At 39.5% G+C, this 22,140-nt stretch carries 18 protein-coding genes and 1 pseudogene; 9 read left to right on the top strand and 10 right to left on the bottom strand.

What is annotated here, in order from left to right:
- Nucleotides 1-47: 47 nt before the first annotated feature.
- Complete coding sequence (locus tag JG479_RS15595) at nucleotides 48-1,481, bottom strand: DEAD/DEAH box helicase (RefSeq protein WP_039490533.1); 1,434 nt, start codon at nucleotides 1,479-1,481, stop codon at nucleotides 48-50.
- Nucleotides 1,478-2,002 carry a hypothetical protein gene (locus JG479_RS15590; protein WP_039490532.1) on the bottom strand — a complete coding sequence of 175 codons (525 nt, stop codon included), beginning with the start codon at nucleotides 2,000-2,002 and terminating at the stop codon, nucleotides 1,478-1,480. Before JG479_RS15590 ends, JG479_RS15595 begins: the two co-directional genes overlap by 4 nt.
- A 100-nt stretch (nucleotides 2,003-2,102) precedes the next feature.
- Here JG479_RS15590 and JG479_RS15585 point away from each other — a divergent pair, with 100 nt between their 5' ends.
- The 6 genes from JG479_RS15585 to JG479_RS20150 all read left to right on the top strand — a co-directional run bounded on the left by JG479_RS15585 (nucleotide 2,103) and on the right by JG479_RS20150 (nucleotide 9,118).
- Entirely contained in the window at nucleotides 2,103-2,339 is a 237-nt protein-coding gene (locus JG479_RS15585; protein WP_004588153.1) for a helix-turn-helix domain-containing protein, read from the top strand.
- A gap of 150 nt (nucleotides 2,340-2,489) precedes the next feature.
- A complete protein-coding gene (locus JG479_RS15580; protein ID WP_039490529.1) occupies nucleotides 2,490-3,956 on the top strand; it encodes a class I SAM-dependent DNA methyltransferase in 1,467 nt (488 codons plus the stop codon).
- A complete protein-coding gene (locus tag JG479_RS15575) occupies nucleotides 3,956-5,176 on the top strand; it encodes a restriction endonuclease subunit S (RefSeq protein WP_052201204.1) in 1,221 nt (406 codons plus the stop codon). Before JG479_RS15580 ends, JG479_RS15575 begins: the two co-directional genes overlap by 1 nt.
- Complete coding sequence (hsdR, locus tag JG479_RS15570) at nucleotides 5,176-7,686, top strand: EcoAI/FtnUII family type I restriction enzme subunit R (RefSeq protein WP_200219624.1); 2,511 nt, start codon at nucleotides 5,176-5,178, stop codon at nucleotides 7,684-7,686. Before JG479_RS15575 ends, hsdR begins: the two co-directional genes overlap by 1 nt.
- Before the next feature lie 410 nt (nucleotides 7,687-8,096).
- Complete coding sequence (gene tnpC / locus JG479_RS15565; RefSeq protein WP_234047862.1) at nucleotides 8,097-9,026, top strand: IS66 family transposase; 930 nt, start codon at nucleotides 8,097-8,099, stop codon at nucleotides 9,024-9,026.
- Nucleotides 9,026-9,118 (top strand): hypothetical protein, encoded by a 93-nt coding sequence (locus tag JG479_RS20150; protein WP_021032142.1) that lies wholly within the window; start codon nucleotides 9,026-9,028, stop codon nucleotides 9,116-9,118. Before tnpC ends, JG479_RS20150 begins: the two co-directional genes overlap by 1 nt.
- 173 nt (nucleotides 9,119-9,291) lie before the next feature.
- Here the strand turns inward: JG479_RS20150 and JG479_RS15560 are convergent, their stop codons facing one another.
- The 8 genes from JG479_RS15560 to JG479_RS15525 form a co-directional block, all read right to left on the bottom strand.
- A complete protein-coding gene (locus JG479_RS15560) occupies nucleotides 9,292-9,669 on the bottom strand; it encodes a diacylglycerol kinase (RefSeq protein ID WP_154904217.1) in 378 nt (125 codons plus the stop codon).
- On the bottom strand, nucleotides 9,659-10,390 hold the full coding sequence (locus JG479_RS15555) for a phosphatase PAP2 family protein (protein ID WP_200219623.1): 732 nt from the start codon (nucleotides 10,388-10,390) through the stop codon (nucleotides 9,659-9,661). The genes JG479_RS15560 and JG479_RS15555 overlap by 11 nt, the downstream gene beginning before the upstream one ends.
- Nucleotides 10,377-11,279 carry a cation diffusion facilitator family transporter gene (locus JG479_RS15550; protein WP_154904219.1) on the bottom strand — a complete coding sequence of 301 codons (903 nt, stop codon included), beginning with the start codon at nucleotides 11,277-11,279 and terminating at the stop codon, nucleotides 10,377-10,379. Before JG479_RS15550 ends, JG479_RS15555 begins: the two co-directional genes overlap by 14 nt.
- Complete coding sequence (locus JG479_RS15545; protein WP_225913280.1) at nucleotides 11,280-12,896, bottom strand: phosphoethanolamine transferase; 1,617 nt, start codon at nucleotides 12,894-12,896, stop codon at nucleotides 11,280-11,282.
- Nucleotides 12,897-13,092: 196 nt separating this feature from the next.
- Complete coding sequence (locus JG479_RS15540) at nucleotides 13,093-16,293, bottom strand: efflux RND transporter permease subunit (protein WP_200219622.1); 3,201 nt, start codon at nucleotides 16,291-16,293, stop codon at nucleotides 13,093-13,095.
- A gap of 12 nt (nucleotides 16,294-16,305) precedes the next feature.
- The gene (locus JG479_RS15535) at nucleotides 16,306-17,652 is read right to left on the bottom strand and encodes an efflux RND transporter periplasmic adaptor subunit (RefSeq protein ID WP_154904221.1); all 1,347 of its coding nucleotides are present in this window, start codon (nucleotides 17,650-17,652) and stop codon (nucleotides 16,306-16,308) included.
- 62 nt (nucleotides 17,653-17,714) lie between these two features.
- A complete protein-coding gene (locus tag JG479_RS15530) occupies nucleotides 17,715-18,953 on the bottom strand; it encodes a TolC family protein (protein ID WP_154904222.1) in 1,239 nt (412 codons plus the stop codon).
- 104 nt (nucleotides 18,954-19,057) lie between these two features.
- Entirely contained in the window at nucleotides 19,058-19,405 is a 348-nt protein-coding gene (locus JG479_RS15525; RefSeq protein ID WP_010554760.1) for a hypothetical protein, read from the bottom strand.
- A 169-nt stretch (nucleotides 19,406-19,574) separates the two neighbouring features.
- On the opposite strand from JG479_RS15525, the pseudogene JG479_RS15520 reads away from it, so the two are divergent.
- From JG479_RS15520 to JG479_RS15510, 3 genes and pseudogenes are all read left to right on the top strand, one after another.
- Nucleotides 19,575-20,717: pseudogene (locus tag JG479_RS15520) on the top strand (ISAs1 family transposase).
- 720 nt (nucleotides 20,718-21,437) lie between these two features.
- Nucleotides 21,438-21,704, top strand: a complete 267-nt coding sequence (locus tag JG479_RS15515) for a helix-turn-helix domain-containing protein (RefSeq protein ID WP_024596285.1) — start codon at nucleotides 21,438-21,440, stop codon at nucleotides 21,702-21,704.
- Complete coding sequence (locus tag JG479_RS15510) at nucleotides 21,698-22,099, top strand: HipA N-terminal domain-containing protein (RefSeq protein ID WP_200219621.1); 402 nt, start codon at nucleotides 21,698-21,700, stop codon at nucleotides 22,097-22,099. Before JG479_RS15515 ends, JG479_RS15510 begins: the two co-directional genes overlap by 7 nt.
- Nucleotides 22,100-22,140 lie beyond the last annotated feature (41 nt).

Raw genomic sequence — 22,140 nt, 5'->3', positions numbered from 1 at the left:
AATTGATGTTACCTGTAGAGGTCTACTTGAGGTAAATTCTAGCGTATTTACCGCAATTCACTTAACCCTAAAGCGATCGCTTCTTGTTGAAAACGGCCTGATATATTAATAATTCGCTCATAGGCGTCGGTTAAAAAATGCTCCTCTGTCGCTTCAGATCTATTGCTCATAGCTGGCTGCTCAAAAAAGTCAGCAAAGTTATCAAAATCAAACTGAGCTTTGGAGGTTTTTTTATTTTTCTTATTAAAGGTCATTTCACTTAAACCTTCATCTTCAGTAGGTTCTTCAGCAGTAGCTTTCATCTTTTCAAACTTAACTACATCAGCTTCAAATGGAACATCTTGATTAACTCTATACGCGTACTCTAAAAGCTTAGGTTCGGCAGGCATGTACATAATAGCTTCTTGGTTTTTAGAGTTTGTTACCCTCAGTATACGGCCCAATATTTGGCGATAATGCATTTCTGTTTTTATGTTTGTAAGGTGGCAGCAAACCTGCAAACGAGGGATATTTGTACCTTCGCTAATCATACCAACAGAAATAATCCACTTAGTTTGTGCATACCTAAACTGCTGAATAATACTTGTAGGTTCATTTTCTCGGTAGGTTACAACAGTGCTATCCTCGTCAAAGTGAGTTCGCATTAACATAGAGATTTGATGGGCATGCTCAACAGACGATGCAACAATCAACCCCGCTGCATCGGGGTTTTTCAATCTAAATGAGATAAGCTTTTTTTGAGCGGAAGAAATTATGTATTTTATTACCGCTTCATTTTCAATAATTTCTTGATAAGAAACGCCAGAGTAGTTTAATAACGCTTTAAAGCAGTTAAATGTTTTGGTTTCAACGTCATCTACAACTGTAATATGGCTATTATCAACAGCTACTATTTGTGGAACCCGACAAACATTATCTCCAATAGCCTCAGAAAGCCCGTAAACGTAGTCACACGCTATTTTATTGTTAGGTTGCTGATACGATGAAAGAACAATAGGAGCAGCGTCAGAACGCCAAGGGGTGCCTGTTAAGGCTAATGTATACTGTGCTTTATTTTGAATGTTAAGTATTATCTGCTCACCCCATGCATTTGCATTGGCAATATTAGAGCCAGCACAATGATGAATTTCATCAAATATTACAAAAACACGATATCGTTCAAATAACTGCCAAAAGTGCACATCTAAATACTGTAAGCTTTGATAGGTTAAAGCTCTACCTTTAGCGCCAATAAGCCCATCAAATCGTTCATTCGTTTTTAGCTGTAAGCTTTCCTTAAAGTCTTGAGAAACAATAGACGACGGTGAAAAACAAATAATCACATCGACCATATTATTTTTTAATAACTGGTTAGCTAATTCCGAAGCCATTAAGGTTTTACCCGCCCCAGGAGTTGCCAAGGCTAAAAAGTGGCTATTGCCGCTCTGGTATTGTGTAAGCGCTAAATTAATACACTCGGCTTGCCATAGTCTTAGTTTCATATTTTCTCTAATGCTTCGTTTTGCTTCATTAAGCCTTCAATCGCTCTAATCTTGCCAAGTATTCTTGTATTGTTGTCTCTCGCTTTGTTGTATTGTGGCTGAAGTTCATCTACTAATTCGGGTGACTCCAAATAAAGCTCTTTGTATGCCTCAGATTCCCCCATATTCAATAATAGCTCGGCTTTATAATGATTTAACTTACTAAGTAATAGCGCGTGCTTATCATCTGCCTTTTCTGTAGTTCCAATAGGTATTGCACTAGCTAGCTGAGTAATTACCTCAACGTTAAAGCTTTCTGTTTTATTGAATCGCGTAAATCCTTTTTTATTTGATACCATTTTTTTCAGCCAGCCTTTTTTAACAAGCTTGATCAATTCGGCATATATACTTCGCCTAACTGCTGTAGGTACCAAAGAAGAATCACTTTTTAATGCTAAGTACGCCGAGCGTACATCGCTTGTTGTAAAGTTATCAAAATTTGGTGCAACAATAATTTGAGCTACGAGAGGGTCAAATTTCAAAGTAAATCCTAATAAACTTCTTATAATAATGGGTATTATAGGGCGTGGTAGTTAAGCCCTCAACATGAAAATCTAATCATTTTGCCTTGAGGAAAACCAGGTGAGTGATTTAGTTAAACATTTTGGTGAAAAGCTACGAGAAAAACGCAAAGAAGCAGGCTACTCGCAAGAAGGTTTTGCCGCCTATGTCGGTATAGAGCGCGGTAATTACGGAAAAATGGAAAGAGGTAATGTTAATATTAAACTCGAAACCTTATATAAATTAGTAAACGCATTAAATTGCGAGTTCGAAGAGATACTACCGGCAAGGCAAAAGTATAAAATTGACCTAGATTAACCAAAAACTACTTGGTACTAATATATTATTAATTTTTTAATTAATTAGGGTATATTAATCACTATTACCTCAGGAATATAAATAAGCGAGTGAGTTGCTTTAAGCAAAAAAATCATCTCAAACTCACTGGCTAACAAGGACTTAATTTACATGTTTGAACAAACATTTAAAAATATCGACGACATTTTCCATAAAGACGCAGGCTGCTCTAGTGAGCTAGACTACACCGAGCAATCGTCGTGGATGCTATTTTTAAAATACCTTGATGACTTAGAGTTTACAAAGTCTCAAGAAGCCGAATTGATGGCAGAAGAATACCAATACATTATTGAAGAGAAGTACCGCTGGAGTTCGTGGGCTGCGCCTAAAACCGCTAATGATGAGTTTGATCACGATAACGCCTTAACCGGCAGCGACTTAATGGATTTTGTTGATGGCGAGCTTTTCCCCTATCTTAAAGGCTTTAAACTACGTGCCAAAGGCCCTGACACCATTGAATATAAAATTGGTGAAATCTTTAGCGAGATCAAAAATAAAATTCAAAGTGGCTACTCACTGCGTGATGCGCTCGAAAAAGTAGACGAATTACGCTTTCGCTCACAAGAAGAAAAGCATGAGCTTTCACACCTGTACGAAGTAAAAATTAAAAACATGGGCAACGCTGGCCGCAACGGGGGAGAATACTACACACCACGCCCATTAATTCGTGCGATGATCGATATATTACAGCCACAAATTGGCGAAACCATATACGACGGTGCAGCAGGTTCGGCAGGCTTCTTATGTGAAGCCTACGATTACCTTCGCCAAGGTGGTGTCAGCAAAAAGCAGCTTTCAACCAGCGATTTAAAAACCCTGCAACAAAGCACCTTTTACGCCAAAGAGAAAAAGTCTTTGGCTTACGTTATCGCCATTATGAACATGATTCTACATGGCATCGAAGCACCTAACGTTATTCATACCAATACCCTAGGCGAAAATCTACAAGACATTACCCCAAGCAACCAGCACGATATTGTATTAGCTAACCCGCCGTTTGGTGGTAAAGAGCGCAAAGAAGTTCAGCAAAACTTCCCAATCAAAACCGGTGAAACCGCCTTCTTGTTTTTGCAGCACTTTATCAAAATGCTCAAGCCTGGTGGCCGCGCTGCCATTGTGATTAAAAACACCTTTTTATCGAATACCGATAACGCCGCCATTGCCTTGCGTAAAGAGCTATTAGAAAACTGCAACTTACACACCGTACTCGATTGCCCAGCAAAAACCTTCTTAGGCGCTGGGGTTAAAACCGTGGTGTTGTTTTTCACTAAAGGCGAACCAACACAAAAAACATGGTTCTACCAGCTAGACCCTGGCCGCAGCTTGGGTAAAACCAATCCGCTAAACGACAAAGACTTAAAAGAATTTATCGAGCTACAAAAAGGCTTTGAAGACAGTGCTAAATCTTGGTCATTGGCAACGTCTGAACTAAATGATGCAACATGGGATTTATCGGTAAAAAACCCAAACCAAGCAGAAGAAGCTCCACTGCGTGAACCGCAAGTCATTATTGAAGAAATCATTGCGCTGGATAAAGAGAGCGAAGCGATTCTTGGTAAGATTCAGGAGTTGTTGTAATGCTTTTTCCTACGCATTGGACGATTGACTCTCTGGGCAATTTATTTCAAACAGTTACAGGGTCAACACCTCCCAAAAGTCAAAAGGATAATTATGGCTGCGACGTTCCATTCGTTAAGCCGCCAGAGTTATTAAACTCTGTAATTTTCGAAACGGCTGACAACTTGAGTGATAAAGGGGCCTCCATAAGTCGAACCCTGCCATCTGGCTCAATACTGATTTCATGCATCGGAAATCTTGGGAAAGTTGGAATTAACTCTAAAGTTGTTGCTTTTAATCAGCAAATTAATGGAATTAAGGCTGATGATAGCTTCGTATCTAAATTTATGTTTTATCAGGCGCTGTCCCCTTGGTTTAATTCCCAGCTTGAGGAATTAGCATCTGGAACAACTGTTCCTATCGTAAATAAGAGTAAATTTAATTCTATCAGGGTGGTACTCCCTCCCATTCCCGAACAAAAATGCATCGTCGCTATTCTCGATCAAGCCTTCGCCGATATAGAGCAAGCCCGCGCCAAGACCGAGCAAAACCTCAAAAACGCTCGCGAGCTGTTTGAAAGCTACTTGCAGCAAGTATTTAGCCAGCATGGTGATGATTGGGGAGTTAAGAAGATTGCTGAAATCGCTGAAACATGTTTGGGAAAAATGCTTGATAAAAAGAAAAATAAAGGCAATCCAAAGCCATATTTAAGAAATCAAAATGTTCAGTGGTTTAATATAAATACAGATGATCTTCTTGAAATGCGTTTTGAGGATAGTGAGTATGAAAGATATGCTATTAAAAAAGGAGACTTGGTAATTTGTGAGGGTGGTTATCCAGGGCGTGGAGCTATTTGGGAGCAAGATGAAGATATCTTTTTCCAAAAAGCCTTGCATAGAATACGTTGTCATAATCCACTCTATAATCGCTGGGTTTTATACTATTTATATCTGAGCGATTGTAATGGCACTCTAAAAAACAGTTTTACTGGGGCTGGTATCCAACATTTTACAGGGAAGTCTCTAAAGCAATTAGCCTTGCCGATTCCACCGGTTGAATTAACCGAGAAGTTTGTGCGCAATTTTGATGAGTTATTTAATCACGTAATAAGCTTGGAACATATATATCATAATAAATTGAAGTCAATTGACCAACTAAAAAAATCCATCCTACAAAAAGCCTTTTCTGGCGAGCTAACCAAGGCGCTTGAGGTTGATACAAACAAAGGAGCAGTGGCCTAATGTCACAAGCAAGGACGCGTAACGAAGCCGATACCAGAGCGGATTTAATTGATCCTAAGTTAGTTGCTGCGGGTTGGGGTGAAGTTGATAACAGCTTTATTCGCCGCGAGCTTATTTGCCCTGGCCAAATTATGGCGGGTGGCAAACGCGCTAATAAAGTCCCATGTGATTATGTGCTGGTGTACAAAGGTCGTAAGCTTGCGGCAGTAGAAGCAAAAAAAGAAAGCCTGATATACAGCGAAGGTGTACGCCAAGCGATAGACTACGCAAAGCGTCTGCAATGCCGCATTGCTTACGCCACCAACGGCCATGATATTTACCAGATTGATATGCTCACAGGTGTTGCGGAACTGGTGGAAGAATACCTGTCACCGCAAGCGCTTTGGGATTTAACCTTTGGGCAAAAAGGTGATACCCCAGAAGCGGATTTTACGACAGCTTGGCGTGATGCGTTTTCTACCATTCCCTTTGAGGCCAAAGGCGATTGGGCTCCGCGTTATTATCAAGAGAATGCCATTCATAATGCCCTTGAGGCCATTGCTCAGGGCGAACCAAGAATTTTGTTAACGCTTGCTACTGGTACGGGTAAAACCTGTATTGGCTTTCAAACAGCGTGGAAGTTATTTCAAACCCGTTGGAGTTTGACCGCGCAGAAAGATATAAGCCTTGCTAAAAAGCGCCCGCGTATTTTATTTTTGGCCGACCGTAACATATTAGCTAATCAGGCGTTTAACGATTTTCATTCGTTTGGTGATGACGCCATTGTGCGTATCACCCCTGAAGATATTCGCAAACGAGGCGGCGTTCCTAAAAATGCCAGTGTGTTTTTTACTATTTTTCATACTCTTATGTGTGGGCCTAAAACCGAATTAAAAGAAGCCACAACAGAAGAAGATGAAAATGCGCCAGTCAAAAATGCAGAAAACCCGTATTACGAGCAATATCCTGCTGATTTTTTTGATTTAATTATTATTGATGAATGTCACCGTGGTGGCGCAAATGATGAAAGTGCTTGGCGTGATATTCTTAAACACTTTGAACCAGCAGTTCAGCTAGGTTTAACTGCCACACCAAAGCGTACCGATAACGCTGATACCTATGGTTACTTTGGCGAACCCGTTTACAGCTATACTCTAAAAGAAGGCATTAACGATGGCTTTTTAACGCCATTTAAAGTGTTACCGATTGTTGGCACTATGGATGAGTACAAGTACATAGAGGGGGATGGTGTTGTTGTAAAAGGCGATCCTGAGCCTGGTAAACTGTATAAAGAAGGTGACTTTAACCGCATTATTACCATACCTCAGCGCGAAGAGCGCCGTGTACACTATTGGATGGAGCGCTTTAATCCTAAAGAAAAAACCATCGTGTTTTGTGCAACACAAGTTCATGCAGGTATGGTGCGCGATTTTATTAATCAGTATGCAGTTAAAAAGGGCTGGACTACCAACACTAACTATTGTGTTCGTGTTACCGCTAACGATGGCGTAGCGGGTGAAAACGACTTAAAAATCTTTTGTGATAACGAAAAAACTATTCCGACAATTTTAACCACATCACGCAAACTCTCTACCGGCGTTGATGCGCGTAACGTACGTAACATTGTGCTCATGCGCCTTTGTAACAATATGATTGAGTTTAAACAGATTATAGGCCGAGGAACCCGCACATACGATGGCAAAGACTATTTTACCATTTACGACTTTGTAAAAGCGCACCATAACTTTGCTGATCCTGCTTGGGATGGTGAGCCAATACCCAGCGAAGTATGCCCTGAGTGCGGCACAACGCCGTGCCAATGTGAAGACACTGGCGGCGATGGAGCCGGTGAGAAGAAACCGTGTAAAGTGTGTGAACAAAAGCCATGTGTTTGTGAAAAGCCAGAGCCTGAAGGCTGTGAAAAATGCGGTGAAAGACCATGTGTATGCGAAAAGCTCGAAATAAAGCTCTCAGACGGCCGTACACGGCAAATTAAGCATATTTCCTCAGCAATGTACTGGAGCGCTGAAGGGAGGCCCATTACAGCTAAAGAGTTTGTTGAACGTATGTTTGACGACTTACCACGCTTTTTTGAAAATGAAGACCAACTACGCGAAATCTGGAGTGATCCAACCACTCGCGAAAAGCTATTAGAAGATTTAACCGAAGCGGGCTACGATAGCGAAAAACTCGATAGTATGAAAGCCGTAATTGATGCACAAGACAGCGATGTATACGATGTTTTATCCTACGTAGCGTATGCCTCAGAGGCACAAACACGCACTGAACGAGCTCAACAAGCAAAACCTAAAATAAACTCTGCTTTTAGCGATTATAAACAACAAGAGTTTATAAACTTTATATTAAGTAAATACATTGAAGATGGCGTGCAAGAACTCGCACCTAAAAAAATGCGCAGTTTAGTAGAGCTTAAATACAACACCATTAACGACGCCGCCATTGAGTTTGGATCACCGACAGCGATACGCGATACGTTTATTGGTTTTCAGAAGTATTTGTATGCAAGGTAGTTAAATTATATAACTATCTGTAAGCGGAGGAACAACGAATTAACTTTCTCAAGTTGATGTCTCTGAGCTACTACATATAACAGGTTCAAATAAATACTGCTTTAATAGCGTTTACTCATACATTGATACTCAGAATATTATACTGTAGCCAACGCGTTTGAGCATAAGTTTCAAATTTTCCTCAGGAATTTTTTAAATTCATTTAGCTATGCACTTACGTTATTTTGTTTATCGAATTTCTAATGACTAATTAAACATTTTCGTTTAAATCCAGACACATCATGATACCCATATCATTCTCTACTTAATTTGCTGTAATAGGGAATACTGTTGCACCCAGCCATAGCATAAAAGCAAGTTATAGATGTAATAGTTCAGTCTTAGGTGAGCGTGAAGGGATTGAAAGTGTAGTGAAAACGGCAAAAATGCCCGCAACACCTATTCCAAAAAGTATCGCCACGCCCAGTTTACTGAGCCAAATAATCATGTGTAAATACCAGTTTGGCTTGCCGCTTTATCGCCAAGAAACGTTATTTTCTGATATCGGTATTGAGTTGAGCAGGCAAACCATGTCGAGCTGGATGTTACGCTGTGCTGAATTGTTGTCACCGCTCTATCAGCGTTTAAAAGAAATCTTGTTATCTCAAGCAGTTATTCATGGCGATGAAACCTCGTTAAACGTTATTAACGCAGAGAAAGCGACCAGCTATATGTGGCTGTACTGTTGTGGCGATGATAAGCCGGGTAAAGACACTAATATTGTCCTGTTTGATTATCATAATAGTCGCGCGGCCCACTGTGTAGTTGGTTTTCTTGACGGTTATCAAGGCTACATGCACGTTGACGGCTACAAAGCATACGAGCAAACGAAGGCAACACTGGTTGCGTGCTTAGCTCATATACGCCGTAAGTTCATCGAGGCCAAAGGCAATAATAAAAAAACCGTTAAAGCGGATGTAGCACTTAACCTTATTCGCAAACTCTATGGTATTGAGCAAGCCATCAAAGGTAAATCGGTTAGTGAAAAATTCACCGTTAGGCAGCAAAAAGCCAAACCAATCGTTGATGAATTGTATCAATGGTTACTCAAACACAAAGATAAAATCCCTCCCCAAATGGCGCTAGGGAAAGCAATTACCTATGCGATAAACCAGTTTGAGAAATTCAGGCGTTACCTCGATGATGGCAGGCTCAGTATTGATAATAACCGAGCAGAGCGAGCCATAAAACCGTTCGTAATAGGGCGGTTTTATGGCTGTTCTCAAATACCAGTAATGGCGCGCATGCCAGCGCCATACTCTATAGTCTTGTTGAAACCGCAAAGGCAAATGATCTTGTAGTGCATGACTACATCTCAATGTGCTTGCAACATATTGCAGAGCAGCCAAGTAACCTTGAGCCACTGCTACCTTGGAATATTAAGCAAGGCTAGGTGTCGTTAGCTATACGCTTACAGCAGAAGTTACTATTTGAGTGTTTTGGCTAAAAATGTTTGTATTTTTTGATCTATAGCGGACATGGCTGAAAATATTCTTAATTGTCTAACATAGAGTATTAGATTAAATATATTTTTGAATTATTATACATTCTAATAACATTTACACTTCATAAGCTCAAGTGCTGAATAAATACACCAGCCCATATTAAAGTTGCGATGATAACGCTCACCATCACAGCCAAAGAGCCTAAGTCTTTCGCTAAACCTGACAGTGGATGAATTTCCGCGCCAATTCTATCGACTACTGCCTCAATAGCGGTATTGAAGATTTCTGCCAACAATACGAATAATAAAGCGCACCAAAGAAACACGTACTCAAAAAGTGAAAATGGAAAGAATAAACAGCCCACAACGAGAAGAACTGACAGCCAGAATTCTTGTTTAAACGCTGCTTCATTTGCTATCAGCCATTTAAACGCTCTGAGTGAATGCCCCGCTGCTAGGTATATTCGTTTTATTCCCGTCGGCTTTTGCTTAGCACCCATTGATTGGCTCCTGTTGGCTATTCTTAGCATTAGGTTTGGAATTAAGAAAGTGTAAGGTACGAAACACTACCGCGGCTATCAAACAAATGATTAACCATGACAACGTCATCGTTGTTAGTGTGTGACTTAAAAAATGGTCACCTATCGCCATCTTATAACTCCCCATAATCCAGCCAGTAGAAACAGCAAACGCTATCGCAATACATTGGTATTTCGGACGATAAAACAAAAAGAATAATGACATTAAGGCAAAACCACCGCTGGCATGACCCGCAGGAAAGCACTTGTACTTTTTAGTTGACTCAAACGATTCAGGCATTAATTCAAACGCCTTAACATAAGGGACATCGCCGCCATATAGTTCAAGCTGCGCAGGACAAGCACCATTGGTTGTTGCTTTTAAACCGCCGATGACTGACGGCACTAACATCAAAGAGAAAATAACCACTAATAATCGCTTTTGAAAGTGCTTAGAGTACTTGCGTCTACAAGCGATAACGTAAAAAGCAATGAGCGACAGTGCCAACAAAATAATGCTGTATTTAGGCAACAAGTAAAAAATAAAACGATAAGGCTCTTCATATTTATCAATTAACCACGTTTGGTTGGATGCATTGAATAACAAATTTTGAAGCCAAATATCGCTATTTGTTGTTTCAAATAAAAAAGCAATAAGCGTTAATGCATACATTGAATAAAGCAGGTGTTTACTCAAGTTCAAAACAATTCTCCATTTGCAAGGTGTTCCCTACTACCACTTCTATGGTCGAGTGGTGAATACCGTATTGAGCTGCGAGCAAATCTTTAATTGGCTTAAGATCTTGGAATTGTTCCATCGTTTTTAAGTTAACACTGGTTTCTAAATACACTTCGCTATCATCTAATTGCCACACATGAATGTGTCTTACTTTTTCAACATTCTCCATTGATTCGATATCCTTACAAATCTTATCGATATCGATATCAACGGGGACCGCTTGCATTAAAATACGAATACTTTGCTTAGCTAAAATAATACCGTGGTACACCACATAAACCGAGATAAGTATGGTTGCCAATAAATCGACAACATACCATTGATATAAAATGATCAAACTACCCGCAACAATGACAACGACAGAAGCAAAGGCATCAGATAAATTATGAATAAATGCCGCTCTGAGATTCAAGTTATTCTTCGCGCCTGCTTGATAAGTCAACCACGCGGTTATGGAATCAATCACTAAGGCTATTGTCGCAATCCAAACAACAATCCAACCATCAATAGGTTGAGGGTTAAAGTACTTCTCAACTGCGGCATAAATGAGATATATACCAAGAATAATAAGGGTAGTACTGTTGATTAATGCCCCGATAATTTCAGCCCGTTTAAAACCAAAAGTCATTTGGCTATTAGCGGGTTTTCTTGCAATTTTTCTCGCAACAATCGCAATAACGATAGCGCCTGCATCACTGAGGTTATGAAGCGCATCAGCAATCAAGGATAAACTACCTGATAAAACCCCGCCGATAATTTGGGCCACAGTAAGTAAAATATTGATAAATACTGCCATGCTTAATTTTCCGTCATGGTTATGTGCATGGCTGTGCGTATGGTTATTATTTGACATTTACTCTTCCTCTTGCATAACAAATAGTGGTGATGGCGCTTTTTCAGGCAATGACATATCTGTGCTGATATTTAACGCATGTAGTAAAGAAAAAGAAAAAACATCGTGAGAACTTTCTTTTTTACTTTGTTTGACCGTACTTTCCATATCAACGTGTGATGAAGAGCCGAACCAAGCAATTAAAGGTACATGAGTCTGTTCTTCAGGCGCCAGCATGTAAGGCATACCATGTAAGTAGAGTCCGTTCTTACCTAACGATTCACCATGATCGCCAATATAAAACATGGCAGTTTCAAAGTTGGTATTGTTCTCTTCTAATAAATTAATGGTTTCATTGATAAAGTAATCGGTATAGAGAATGGCATTATCATACGCATTAACAATTTCGCTAGTTTCACAGGCGGAGAGTTCGCTTGTTTGACAGGCAGGAGTGAACTTCTCAAAGTCTTTGGGGTATCGTTTGTAATATGCCGGGCCGTGGTTGCCCATTTGATGAAGCACTATGAGTACACTACCTTCTTGATCATCAATATACCCCTGTAAACCGTCTAACATACCAATGTCACGACACTCTATATCGCACACTGAATTTAGCTCAGGTGATTTGAAATTTTGGTATTCGACACGATCTGCGACGCCTTTTGAACTAGAGTTATTGTCTCGCCAAAGGACACTTACCCCGGCTTTGGAAATAACATCTAATACGTTTTGTGTTCGCCGTGCTTTTTTATTATCAAATGACTCTCGGTTATCGAATGAAAACATACAAGGGACCGAAATCGCGGTTGATGTGCCACAAGCATAGAATTCATCAAAACTAATTAAATCATCTCTTTGAGCTAATAATGGTGTAGTTTCTCGTTTATAGCCATTTATAGAAAGATTACCCGCATGGACAGTTTCACCGACAATGACAATGTAGAGTTTTTTATGCGACTCTTTATCAATATCATTGGCAGAGTTTACTACCATTAAAAATTCGTTATTTTCTTGCTGTTCAAGCACGTCCTTGAGGAAAAATCCCGTAGAGTAAATGGGATAGATAGGATTTAAGTAAAATCTTAATGGCTTGTGTTCTCTAAAGAAATTAGTGAATTGAGCACTAAAAATATAAAGTGAAACAGTAATTACACCAAGTGCCATGATGGTATTACTTATTTGTAGCCAACAGTTTTTTGTCCATGACGATTTATCTATTTTGACCATAAAAAGGCAAGCTATAGGTACTATGGCTAACAACAAAACAGTTAAAAAATACTCAAATGACAGTAAGTCAGTTGCTTCATCGATATTCGTTTCAGCAATGTTTTGAATCATTACATTATCAATGATGGTGCCAAAGCTATCGGTATAATAACCAGCCATGGCAGATAAGAGTAAAAGACTGCTCAGTACTATTCGAACGGGAATGATAATACTGAAAAATGACACAATAATGGTTAATACACTCATTACCACAAGAGTCAGAGCGATAATAAAACCTTGATTATCTTGCCACGGGTATACCGAATTAACTTGTTCAAAAAATGTAGAATTGCCCGTCACTATAATAAATAGCACGGTGGCGATAATAAGGAGGTTTGGCGAACAATTGAAAAACGACAGCTTTTTCATCATTATTCCCTAAATTTAGGATGCAAAAATTCGAAGCTAATAAAAGCCTACTATTGAATCTCTGCATCGAGTGAAAATGACTGGCTAAGCCCTGCTTTTGACAAGAGCTTAGCTAGTAGCGATTTATAGTGCTATCAAATTAGTTACTTACTTTATTAATTTGTAAGTTAATGAGTAAGTCACTAAGTTATCTAGCGCGTTAGTCTCTAAGATCTTTGATTTTGGCTTTTGAGAACCAAGCATATAAAACCGGTAACACAAACAAGGTGAGTAACGTTGCAGTAACCAAACCGCCAACAATAACACTCGCCAGTGGTCGTTGAATTTCAGCGCCAACTCCATTGGACATCAGCATTGGAATTAAACCTAACGCAGAAGTAATGGCGGTCATTAATACTGGACGTAAACGAGATACTGCCCCATCAAAAACAGCTTTTGAGGTGTCTATACCATCTTTTACCAGCTGGTTAATGCTTTCTACCATGACTACACCATTAAGCACGGCGACACCAAACAAAGTGATAAAGCCGACTGAACTTGGCACTGACAAGTATTGACCTGAAATATACAGTGAGAAAATACCACCTATAACGGCCAAGGGTACATTCACTAAAATAAGCATCGCTTGACCAACAGAGCCAAAGGCGAAATAAAGTAGCAAGGCAATTAGTGCCAATGATAGAGGCACTACCACTGATAGTCGCTGCTGCGCACGTTGTTGGTTTTCAAATTGACCACCAATCACTACAGAATAACCTGCAGGTAAATCTACTTTGCTATCAATAACTGCACGAATGTCGCTAACAACACTTCCCATGTCTCGACCTTGAACATTGGCTTGAATTACCACGCGTCGCTGTACATCATCACGTCGCACTTGTGGTGGGCCAGATTCAAAACTGACGGTAGCAATATCGCCTAAACGTACCCAAGCACCCGTAGGTGATTGTATTCTCAGATCTGCAATAGCTTCTTGGTTATCACGGTATTTTTCTTCAATGCGAACATAAATATCATAACGTTCATTACCATTGATTATTTGGCCAGCGCTAACGCCACCGATACCGTTTTTAACCACTTCCATGACATCGCCAACTGACAAACCAAAACGTGACAATTGCTGTCTTTTCGGTTTAATCACTAACTGTGCTTCACCAGCGATTTGCTCTAAGGCTACATCTCTTGCGCCATCAATTTGTTTGATTGCCGCTTCAATTTCTTGACCTTTGCTCGCCAACATATCTAATTCTGGTCCAAACAATTTAATGGCAAGTTGCGCTTTAACTCCTGACAGTAATTCATCTACACGAGTCGCTATGGGCTGTGAAAAGTTAAGTAATAACCCTGGGAATTGCTCAAGTTTCTCTTCCATTAAACCTTGTAATTCAACGCGATTTTTGGCACTTGTCCATTCTGAAACAGGTTTTAAGCCAATGTAAATTTCGATGTTATTAACTGGTTCAGGATCACCGCCGATTTCAGCACGTCCAATTCGACTTAGGGTATATTCAACTTCGGGGAACTCCATTAACTTTTCTTCAAGAATTGGAGCAACCGACAAGGCTGTTTCTAAACTTGCTGATGGCGCTAATGTTGCTCTTAGGTTAATGGTACCCTCTTCTAATTCTGGTACAAATTCAGTCCCTATTTGAGGTATTAAAGATGCTGCACCCACAAGTAACAATAATGAAGCAATAATAACTACTTTCGTGTGTTTCATCGCGGCTTTGAGGCCTTTTCGATAAAGCTTATCTAATGGTTTTAAGACAAAACTTTCTCTTTCTTTAACGCCTTTATTAAACATAAAGGTTGCTAAGGCTGGAACCACAAACAGTGCCACTAAAATAGCCGAAATAACCGCTAAAATAATACTGATAGCCATCGGCTGGAACAATTTAGCTTCCACTCCTTCAAAGCTAAATAACGGTGTAAATACCACTAAAATAATAGAGGCAGCAAAAAATACCGGGCGTGCAACTTCTTTTCCTGCTTCTTTTAATCGTAGAGGAATGCCTTCTTTATCATGTTCTACATCGTGGGGATCAGCATCTGTGCCTAACGTTCTCGCTTGCGCATTTTTGTAATGTGTTGAATCAGGTCTATTAAGGTGTTTGAACATGTTTTCAACCATCACAACAGAGCCATCAACCAACATACCAATAGCAACAGCGATACCACCTAACGACATTAAGTTTGCCGATAAACCTATCCAAGACATCACCATTAAGGCGATAGCGATTGAAATAGGAATTGAAATTAACACTAAAAAGGTTGCGCGTAAGTTCATTAAAAACAGAGCAAGTACGATAGCGATAAATATAAATGCCAGCGCTAATGCTTGCACTACAGTATCAACTGCTTTAGTAATTAAATCTGCCTGATCGTAGAAAGGTTCAAAACGTACGCCTTCAGGTAGTGCTTGGTTGATCATTGGAATACGTGCACTTATACCGTCGATTGTCGCTTTAGTATTTGCGCCCATACGTTTCAATACGATACCTGAAACCACTTCACCTAAGTTTTCAATGTTACCCTGTGCATCTCTGCGCGTCATAGTAACTGCGCCTTGGCGTATTTCACTACCCAGCGAAACCTTGGCTACATCTTCGATAGTCACCACAGTACCATCAACCGTTTTAACCGGTACTTGTCTAATATCAGTTAAACCTGCTTCGCCACTATTAAACCAACCTGTGCCACGAATAACTAATTGCTCTTGTCCACGGTTCATGTACCAACCGCCAACATTGGCATTGTTGTTATCGAGTGCAGTAACAATATCGTCTTGCGTTAACTCATATGATAATAATTTACTTGGCTCAATGTTGACTTGATACTGTCTGACGTTGCCGCCAAAAGATAAGACGTCGGTAACACCATCTACCGGCATAACCAATAACTTTACTATCCAATCGTTCAAGCTCCTTAAGGTCATAGAATCATAACCAGAATCTTTATCTGCAATTAACAAATACTGAAAAACTTGACCCAAACCTGAGGTGTTAGGTCCCATTGCTGGTGTGCCCACGCCTTGCGGAATTAACTCTTTTGCCGCTTGTAAACGCTCAAATACTAACTGGCGAGCAAAGTAGATGTCTGTGCCTCCTTTAAAGACAACAGTAACACCCGATAAACCCGTTTTTGAAATAGAGCGTACTTGCTCTACATCAGGCAACGCATACATTACTGCTTCAATGGGATAGGTTATTAACTGCTCTACTTCTTCAGCGGCTAAGCCCGGTGCTTCAGTATTAACCGCTACCTGAACATTGGTTACATCAGGAAAAGCATCTAAATTTAGTTTTGGGATCACCATAACAGAGCCTGCCATAGTAGCAATTAGGGCGATAATTACTAAGAGTCGATTATTGATCGACCAATCAATCATTTTATTAAACATAATCTTATTCCCCTAGTGGCCGTGCGGATCAAATCCGCCTTTTGCTATTTCTGACGCAACAAAAAAGGCACCTTTTGTTACCACACGGGTATTAGGCTCAATACCGATAATTTGACGGTAATTGCCTAATGGCTGACCTAATTCAACTTCAACGGCTTTAAATTCACCAGAATGGTCTTCAACAAATACCGTCCAATCACCATCGGCACCACGCATTAATGCTGTTTCTGGTACTGCTATTACAGGGCTTTGCGTATCAAACTGAAAATTTACATTAACAAACATGCCTGAATGCAAACTGTCATCAGTATTTTCAACCGACAGTCTAACGATTCGGGTACGCGTACTTGGATCAATGGTATGTGCTTCTTGAATGACCTTGGCAACATGCACTTGCCCGGCAAACTCAACTTTTGCAATGGTGCCAATAGGAAGACTTAATTTTTTATTTGGCGAAACACGCGCTTCAACCCATAAGTCTTTTTCATCAGCCAATACCATGATTTTTTCACCGGCAGGCACACGTTGTCCTTGAGAGAAATCATCACTTAAAACCACACCAGAGCGCTGAGCGACTAAGGTATATTCACCAAGATTTGATGAGTTGTTTTTTACAATATCTTTAATGGCTGCTTTGGTTAAACCAAAGGCAGTTAATCGACCATAAGCTGAAATGTAATCTGTTTCACTGGCTAATAGGCGGCTTTCACTGACGGTGCCAAGGCCCAATTTTTTAGTTCGTTGCCACTCACTGTAAGCAACACGATATTGTGCTTGTGCTTCGGCCATTGATTCACTAAATAAGGTAACTAAAGACTGACCCTTAGTCACATGTTCACCTAAAATAGCATGACGACTGATCACTACCGATTCAGTACGTGAAGAGACAATGTAACTGGTATAACCGTTCGCTTTTATTTCTCCTGGTGCATAGATACTTTTAGCAAAAATTGCCGGCTTTAAGTTAGTCACTTTGATATTGGCGAGTGCCATTTTTTCTGGACTAAAACTTATGCCTTCTTCATGTTCTTCTTCAGCTGTTTCTTTACTCGCTGTTTCACTACCATGGTCATGACCGTCATCAGATTTCTCCTCCGCAGCATGGTCGTCTTTGCTTTCATCACTACCATGTTCATGACCACTTTCGTCATGCACTTCTTCACTTTCAGAGTCATGATCATGGTCAGTTTTTAATACGATGGATTGCTCTACTGCTGGCGTTTTTTCTAGAGCGGCATCGTTATATGATAATGCCGTAGTTGACACGACAGCTAAGCCAGTAAATAAACTACTTAGGGTAATGAGTTTTATTTTTTTCACTATTTTATGAGATGTTTTATCAGTTATTTTATTTTTCATTTTTAATTCCAAATTCTGTAACAATTCACGCTCATCAAGCCGCGTAAAGTGATATAATAGGTTTAGTTTAATAGCTTAGTTGCCGCATTTAATTGGCCTACATCGAGTAGCCATTGCACTTCGCTTATTTTGAACTGGGCTTGTAATTCAATGCCCGCGTATAAACCTTCCGCTCTTTGTTGTAATGCCAATAAATAATCCGAGGTATTTAAATCACCTACTTGCCATTGTTTTTGCAATAACTGCGCGCTGTGTTCGCCGCGCCCTTGCATTAACTGTTGCCAACGGCCAAGGTATTTTTTATTAGAGATTAGTGAGGCAGTACTTGCCTGTATCAAATACTTTTGCTTACGCATTACTGAACGAAAATTTGCTTCTGCGGCGATAGCTTGTTGGTTTTGTGCTTTGGCATTAGCTTGGTAATCATTACGAATATTTAACGGCATAGAAAAAGTAACTCCGACAACATTATCGACATCATTTTTTCCGGCACTAATTCCAATGGTAGGATCGGCTTTGGTTTCAAGCATGGCATATTGAGCTTTACTTTTTTGCATTTGCCACAGTGCTTGAGAGGCTAATACTTGCGGGTGCTGCGTTAACCACTGCTCAGCTACTTGAAAGTTTGTAACGCCTAAGCCCTTCTCTGGATATGCTTGTGTATCAGGACGCCAATCAGGCAACAACTCATTAACTTTGGCTTGAGCTTGTGTTAACTGTGCTTGTATTTGGGCCGTTTTATTAAGCATTTGCGACAAATTCAAGAAAGTTAACTCAGCATCAACCTGACCAAGATCGCCAGCTTTCTGCCTTTTAGTTACAATTTTAAGCAAGATTTCTAACTGTTGCTCTTGTTCAAAAGCAAGTGACGACTTATCCATGGCAAGTTGCCAATTAATAAGTGCTTTTAAGGCTTGTGCTTTTTTCTGCTCTATCGCATAAGTGAATTGTTTACTGGCCGCCGTTAATATTTTATCGCCGATAGCAGCATTAACAGCCTGCTTATCCCACAAGTCAATCGTTTGGCTAATACCAATATTGTAATTATTTCCGTCACCTTCACGCTCGTAACCTGTCGATAGTTCTGGGTTGTAAAGTGGTAACTTACTGCCCTGTGCTTTGGAAAATTCAGCATTCATGAGTTCACGTGCTGAGACAATATCAGGGTGTTTATTGATTTGCCGATCGAGCCAGTCACTCGATAGCGTTGGCTTAGCAAAAGCGAAGCTACTAACAGATAAACTTGCTGAAAAGCCGATAAATAATGCGATTCCAGCAGATTTTGCTGAGAAAAATTTCATAATAATCTCTTAATTTAATAATAAAATGCCGCAACTAAACCAACTAGGCTACATTAAGCGCTAGTTAAGAATAAATTTGTTACGAATATAGCTTTAAAACTAAATTAAACGATTGGAGGGCGTATAGGTTCTTCAGTGAATATTTTATCTACATGATCAGCATAAAAATATTGATTTGTAATAATAAGTTTAGGGGTCTGTAGTGTAGATTTATTACTGGCAACCCACTGTGTGTGAGTGCCTTGACAGTGACCACAATGATGGCAATCTTTAATATTATGTTCAGTGTCAGATGATTCATCGAAAAGTTCAATATCATCACTATCATGGGAATGTTCTGTTTGAATATGTAGAGAGTCAATCTGATGACTTTCATTTGAATTAGCCACAGAAGCAAACGACTGCAATGCAATCGATAGTACTACTAACAAACTAATCCAAGTATTTTTCATTTTTACTCTAACATCAAAATTTTAAAAAACATGGTAGTCAAGAAACCCACTCAAGTCAATCAAATTAAGTAGTTTATACAGGACAATCCACGGCAAGATCATTATAAATTGAACTTCTAGAACAAGTAGCGATCAGATCAAGGCATTATAATCACCTTGGTCACTTAATATGAGCGCTACTTTTCTGAAACACTTTGATTCAATTACCGATCCTCGCATTGAACGCTGTAAAAAGCATGAACTTATCGATATTCTCCTCTTAGCCATTAGTGCTGTACTCTCCGGCGCAGAAGGATGGGAGGATATTGAAGATTTTGGGCATCTAAAACTTGATTGGTTAAAAAAATATGGCGCTTTCAAAGAGGGTATCCCAAGACACGACACCATTGCCCGTGTCATTTGTCGGTTAAAATCAGATGAAATAGAGCATTCATTTCAATCTTGGATATCATCACTTATTGAAACCACTGGTGCTGATATCATTGCCATTGATGGAAAAACAGCACGTCGTTCATTTACAACCAAAGATAGAAAAAGTGCCTTACATACCGTCAGCGCATGGAGCTGCCAACACCAATTAGTGTTAGGGCAAACAGCCGTTGATAGCAAAACAAATGAAATCACCGCAATTCCTGAATTACTTACCCTGTTGGATATTGAAAATAGTATTATCACGCTTGATGCAATGGGGTGCCAACAAGAAATTGCTAAACAAATAATTAAGCAGAAAGCGGATTATATTCTGGCGCTAAAGGGCAACCACTCGGGTATGCAGATTGAATTATAAGCTTGGTGGCATAAGAATGAGCGCGAAGGATTAACCAAGAGTAACTATGATAAACATGCCGAAATCAGCTCAGGGCATGGGCGCATTGAAACAAGAACTTGTCAGCAATTACTTATTGATAAAAGTTGGTTAGGCAAAACTTACCAATGGTATGGTTTAAAGAGTGTTATTCAAGTCACCGCACAAGTTCACGATAAATCGGCGGGTACAGACACTATAGAAACCCGTTGGTATATTAGTTCGTTGGCACTAGATGCAGAGCAATCGCTCAATGCGGTACGTAGCCACTGGCAGGTTGAAAGTATGCATTGGATGTTGGATATGAATTTTAGGGAAGATGAATCGAGAATACGTAAGAAGCAAGGACCGCTTGTGTTTAACGTCATGAGAAAAATAGCCATGGCGTTATTTAAGCGAGATACAACTAAATCAGTAAGTATGGCGAGGAAAAAGAAAATGGCAGGGCTAGACGATGATTATCGTTCAACCCTGTTAGAACCTGGGATTAAAATGCGCCAGCCGTGAGCTAATGACCAGGAGCCGTATTTATAAATAATGATACGGATTATTTAATGTGACCGTACACAATATATTTTTATAAATTCCTGTCTTGCTTATATATTGTGATTTACTAAATTCAACTTATCTGTTTAATGGTTTTCAAATGCAATTTTGCCTGTTTGTCGAACATTTTTTATCCAAAAAATTCTACTAAGCAAGATCATTTGAGGGGATTAATTTCTGATAGGGAAAGATCTGTTTATTGGTAAATTCGGCAAATAGTGGCGGTATTAGACCAGTGTTAACAAGGGCTGGTTTAGAAATGCTTTATGTTGCTTTATTGATTTTGAGAAGGGAATAACCATTCTCTTCAATCAATGCCTTGCCTAAAGGCATTTCTAATTCCAGCTGAATGGGGTTTTGTGCCCATCCCCTCGAAATTACTATTAAGCCTGTTTTTTATACAATTTATTGATGTATGATAATAAAAATGAATTAACCCCTTAACAGGAATATAGGGCTTAAAGTGTAATAAGTCCCCCGTTGCCTATAGGATCATTAACAGACTGGAATAAATTTTAATGCGCATGAATTTTTGAGAGGCACTATAATTCAAGATGTTTGGTAGCTTTAATTATTAAAAACATTAATTACAATCAAAAATTAATACCTGAAATAACAGGTGTTAATTGAATTAATGATATATAATACCTGCTATAACAGGTGTTTTAATTGGTAAGGCTTATGGATAATGATTGGTTTTTAAAAAAAGGGAAGGAAATACAAACCCTCCGAAAAAGAAAATTCCCCAATGATACCCAAAAGACCTTTGCCGCTAGAGTAGGTGTTGGCCTCACTACGATTCAAAACCTTGAAGCTGGAAAAGAAGGGGTTGCGTGGGGAACAGTCTGCAAGGTACTAACTATTCTTGGCCGTAAGAAATACCTCGAAGAATTATTTCTCAACAATGAACTTGAACTCAATATTATTGATAAGGTTACAACGTGGTAAGTAACATATTCAAAGTTCGATTCAAACTACCATCCGGTGACATTATCCGTTGTGGTATTGCAGGGGTAATAGAGAACACTAGAAAGCAAGTAGATAGTGTTGAATTTGCGTACCACAAGGATTATCTCTCAAAGGTTAAACACCCTATAGATCCATCTACCTTACATCTGACATCAAATGTTTTTAAGTTATATTGTGATAAATCCGCCCTAGGATTCATTGATGATATTTTACCGGACTCATGGGGTAAAAAGGTATTATCTAGAATACATAACATTCCTTATCCTTCCATATCAGATTTACTCAAGGTGATGGAGTATTCAACTGTTGGTGCGCTTCATTTTTCTAGTGAAGACAGTTCGGATATTTCTTTCGGTTTAGGTGTAAGCGTCTAGCAAAGTGCACCTGCCAGTAATTCGTCAAACCGATTAAGCTA

Source organism: Pseudoalteromonas sp. LC2018020214 (genome assembly GCF_016598755.1).
Taxonomy (GTDB): domain Bacteria; phylum Pseudomonadota; class Gammaproteobacteria; order Enterobacterales; family Alteromonadaceae; genus Pseudoalteromonas; species Pseudoalteromonas distincta.
This window is presented reverse-complemented; position numbering and strand designations above follow the sequence as displayed.

Bases quoted from the DNA above. Each gene is read 5' to 3' on its own strand.
- JG479_RS15515 (WP_024596285.1), top strand. From the start codon at position 21,438: ATGGATAATGATTGGTTTTTAAAAAAAGGGAAGGAAATACAAACCCTC.
- JG479_RS15545 (WP_225913280.1), bottom strand. From the start codon at position 12,896: ATGATGAAAAAGCTGTCGTTTTTCAATTGTTCGCCAAACCTCCTTATT.
- JG479_RS15535 (WP_154904221.1), bottom strand. From the start codon at position 17,652: ATGAAAAATAAAATAACTGATAAAACATCTCATAAAATAGTGAAAAAA.
- JG479_RS15550 (WP_154904219.1), bottom strand. From the start codon at position 11,279: ATGTCAAATAATAACCATACGCACAGCCATGCACATAACCATGACGGA.
- JG479_RS15575 (WP_052201204.1), top strand. From the start codon at position 3,956: ATGCTTTTTCCTACGCATTGGACGATTGACTCTCTGGGCAATTTATTT.
- hsdR (WP_200219624.1), top strand. From the start codon at position 5,176: ATGTCACAAGCAAGGACGCGTAACGAAGCCGATACCAGAGCGGATTTA.
- JG479_RS15560 (WP_154904217.1), bottom strand. From the start codon at position 9,669: ATGGGTGCTAAGCAAAAGCCGACGGGAATAAAACGAATATACCTAGCA.
- JG479_RS15540 (WP_200219622.1), bottom strand. From the start codon at position 16,293: ATGTTTAATAAAATGATTGATTGGTCGATCAATAATCGACTCTTAGTA.
- JG479_RS15525 (WP_010554760.1), bottom strand. From the start codon at position 19,405: ATGAAAAATACTTGGATTAGTTTGTTAGTAGTACTATCGATTGCATTG.
- JG479_RS15595 (WP_039490533.1), bottom strand. From the start codon at position 1,481: ATGAAACTAAGACTATGGCAAGCCGAGTGTATTAATTTAGCGCTTACA.
- JG479_RS15530 (WP_154904222.1), bottom strand. From the start codon at position 18,953: ATGAAATTTTTCTCAGCAAAATCTGCTGGAATCGCATTATTTATCGGC.
- JG479_RS15580 (WP_039490529.1), top strand. From the start codon at position 2,490: ATGTTTGAACAAACATTTAAAAATATCGACGACATTTTCCATAAAGAC.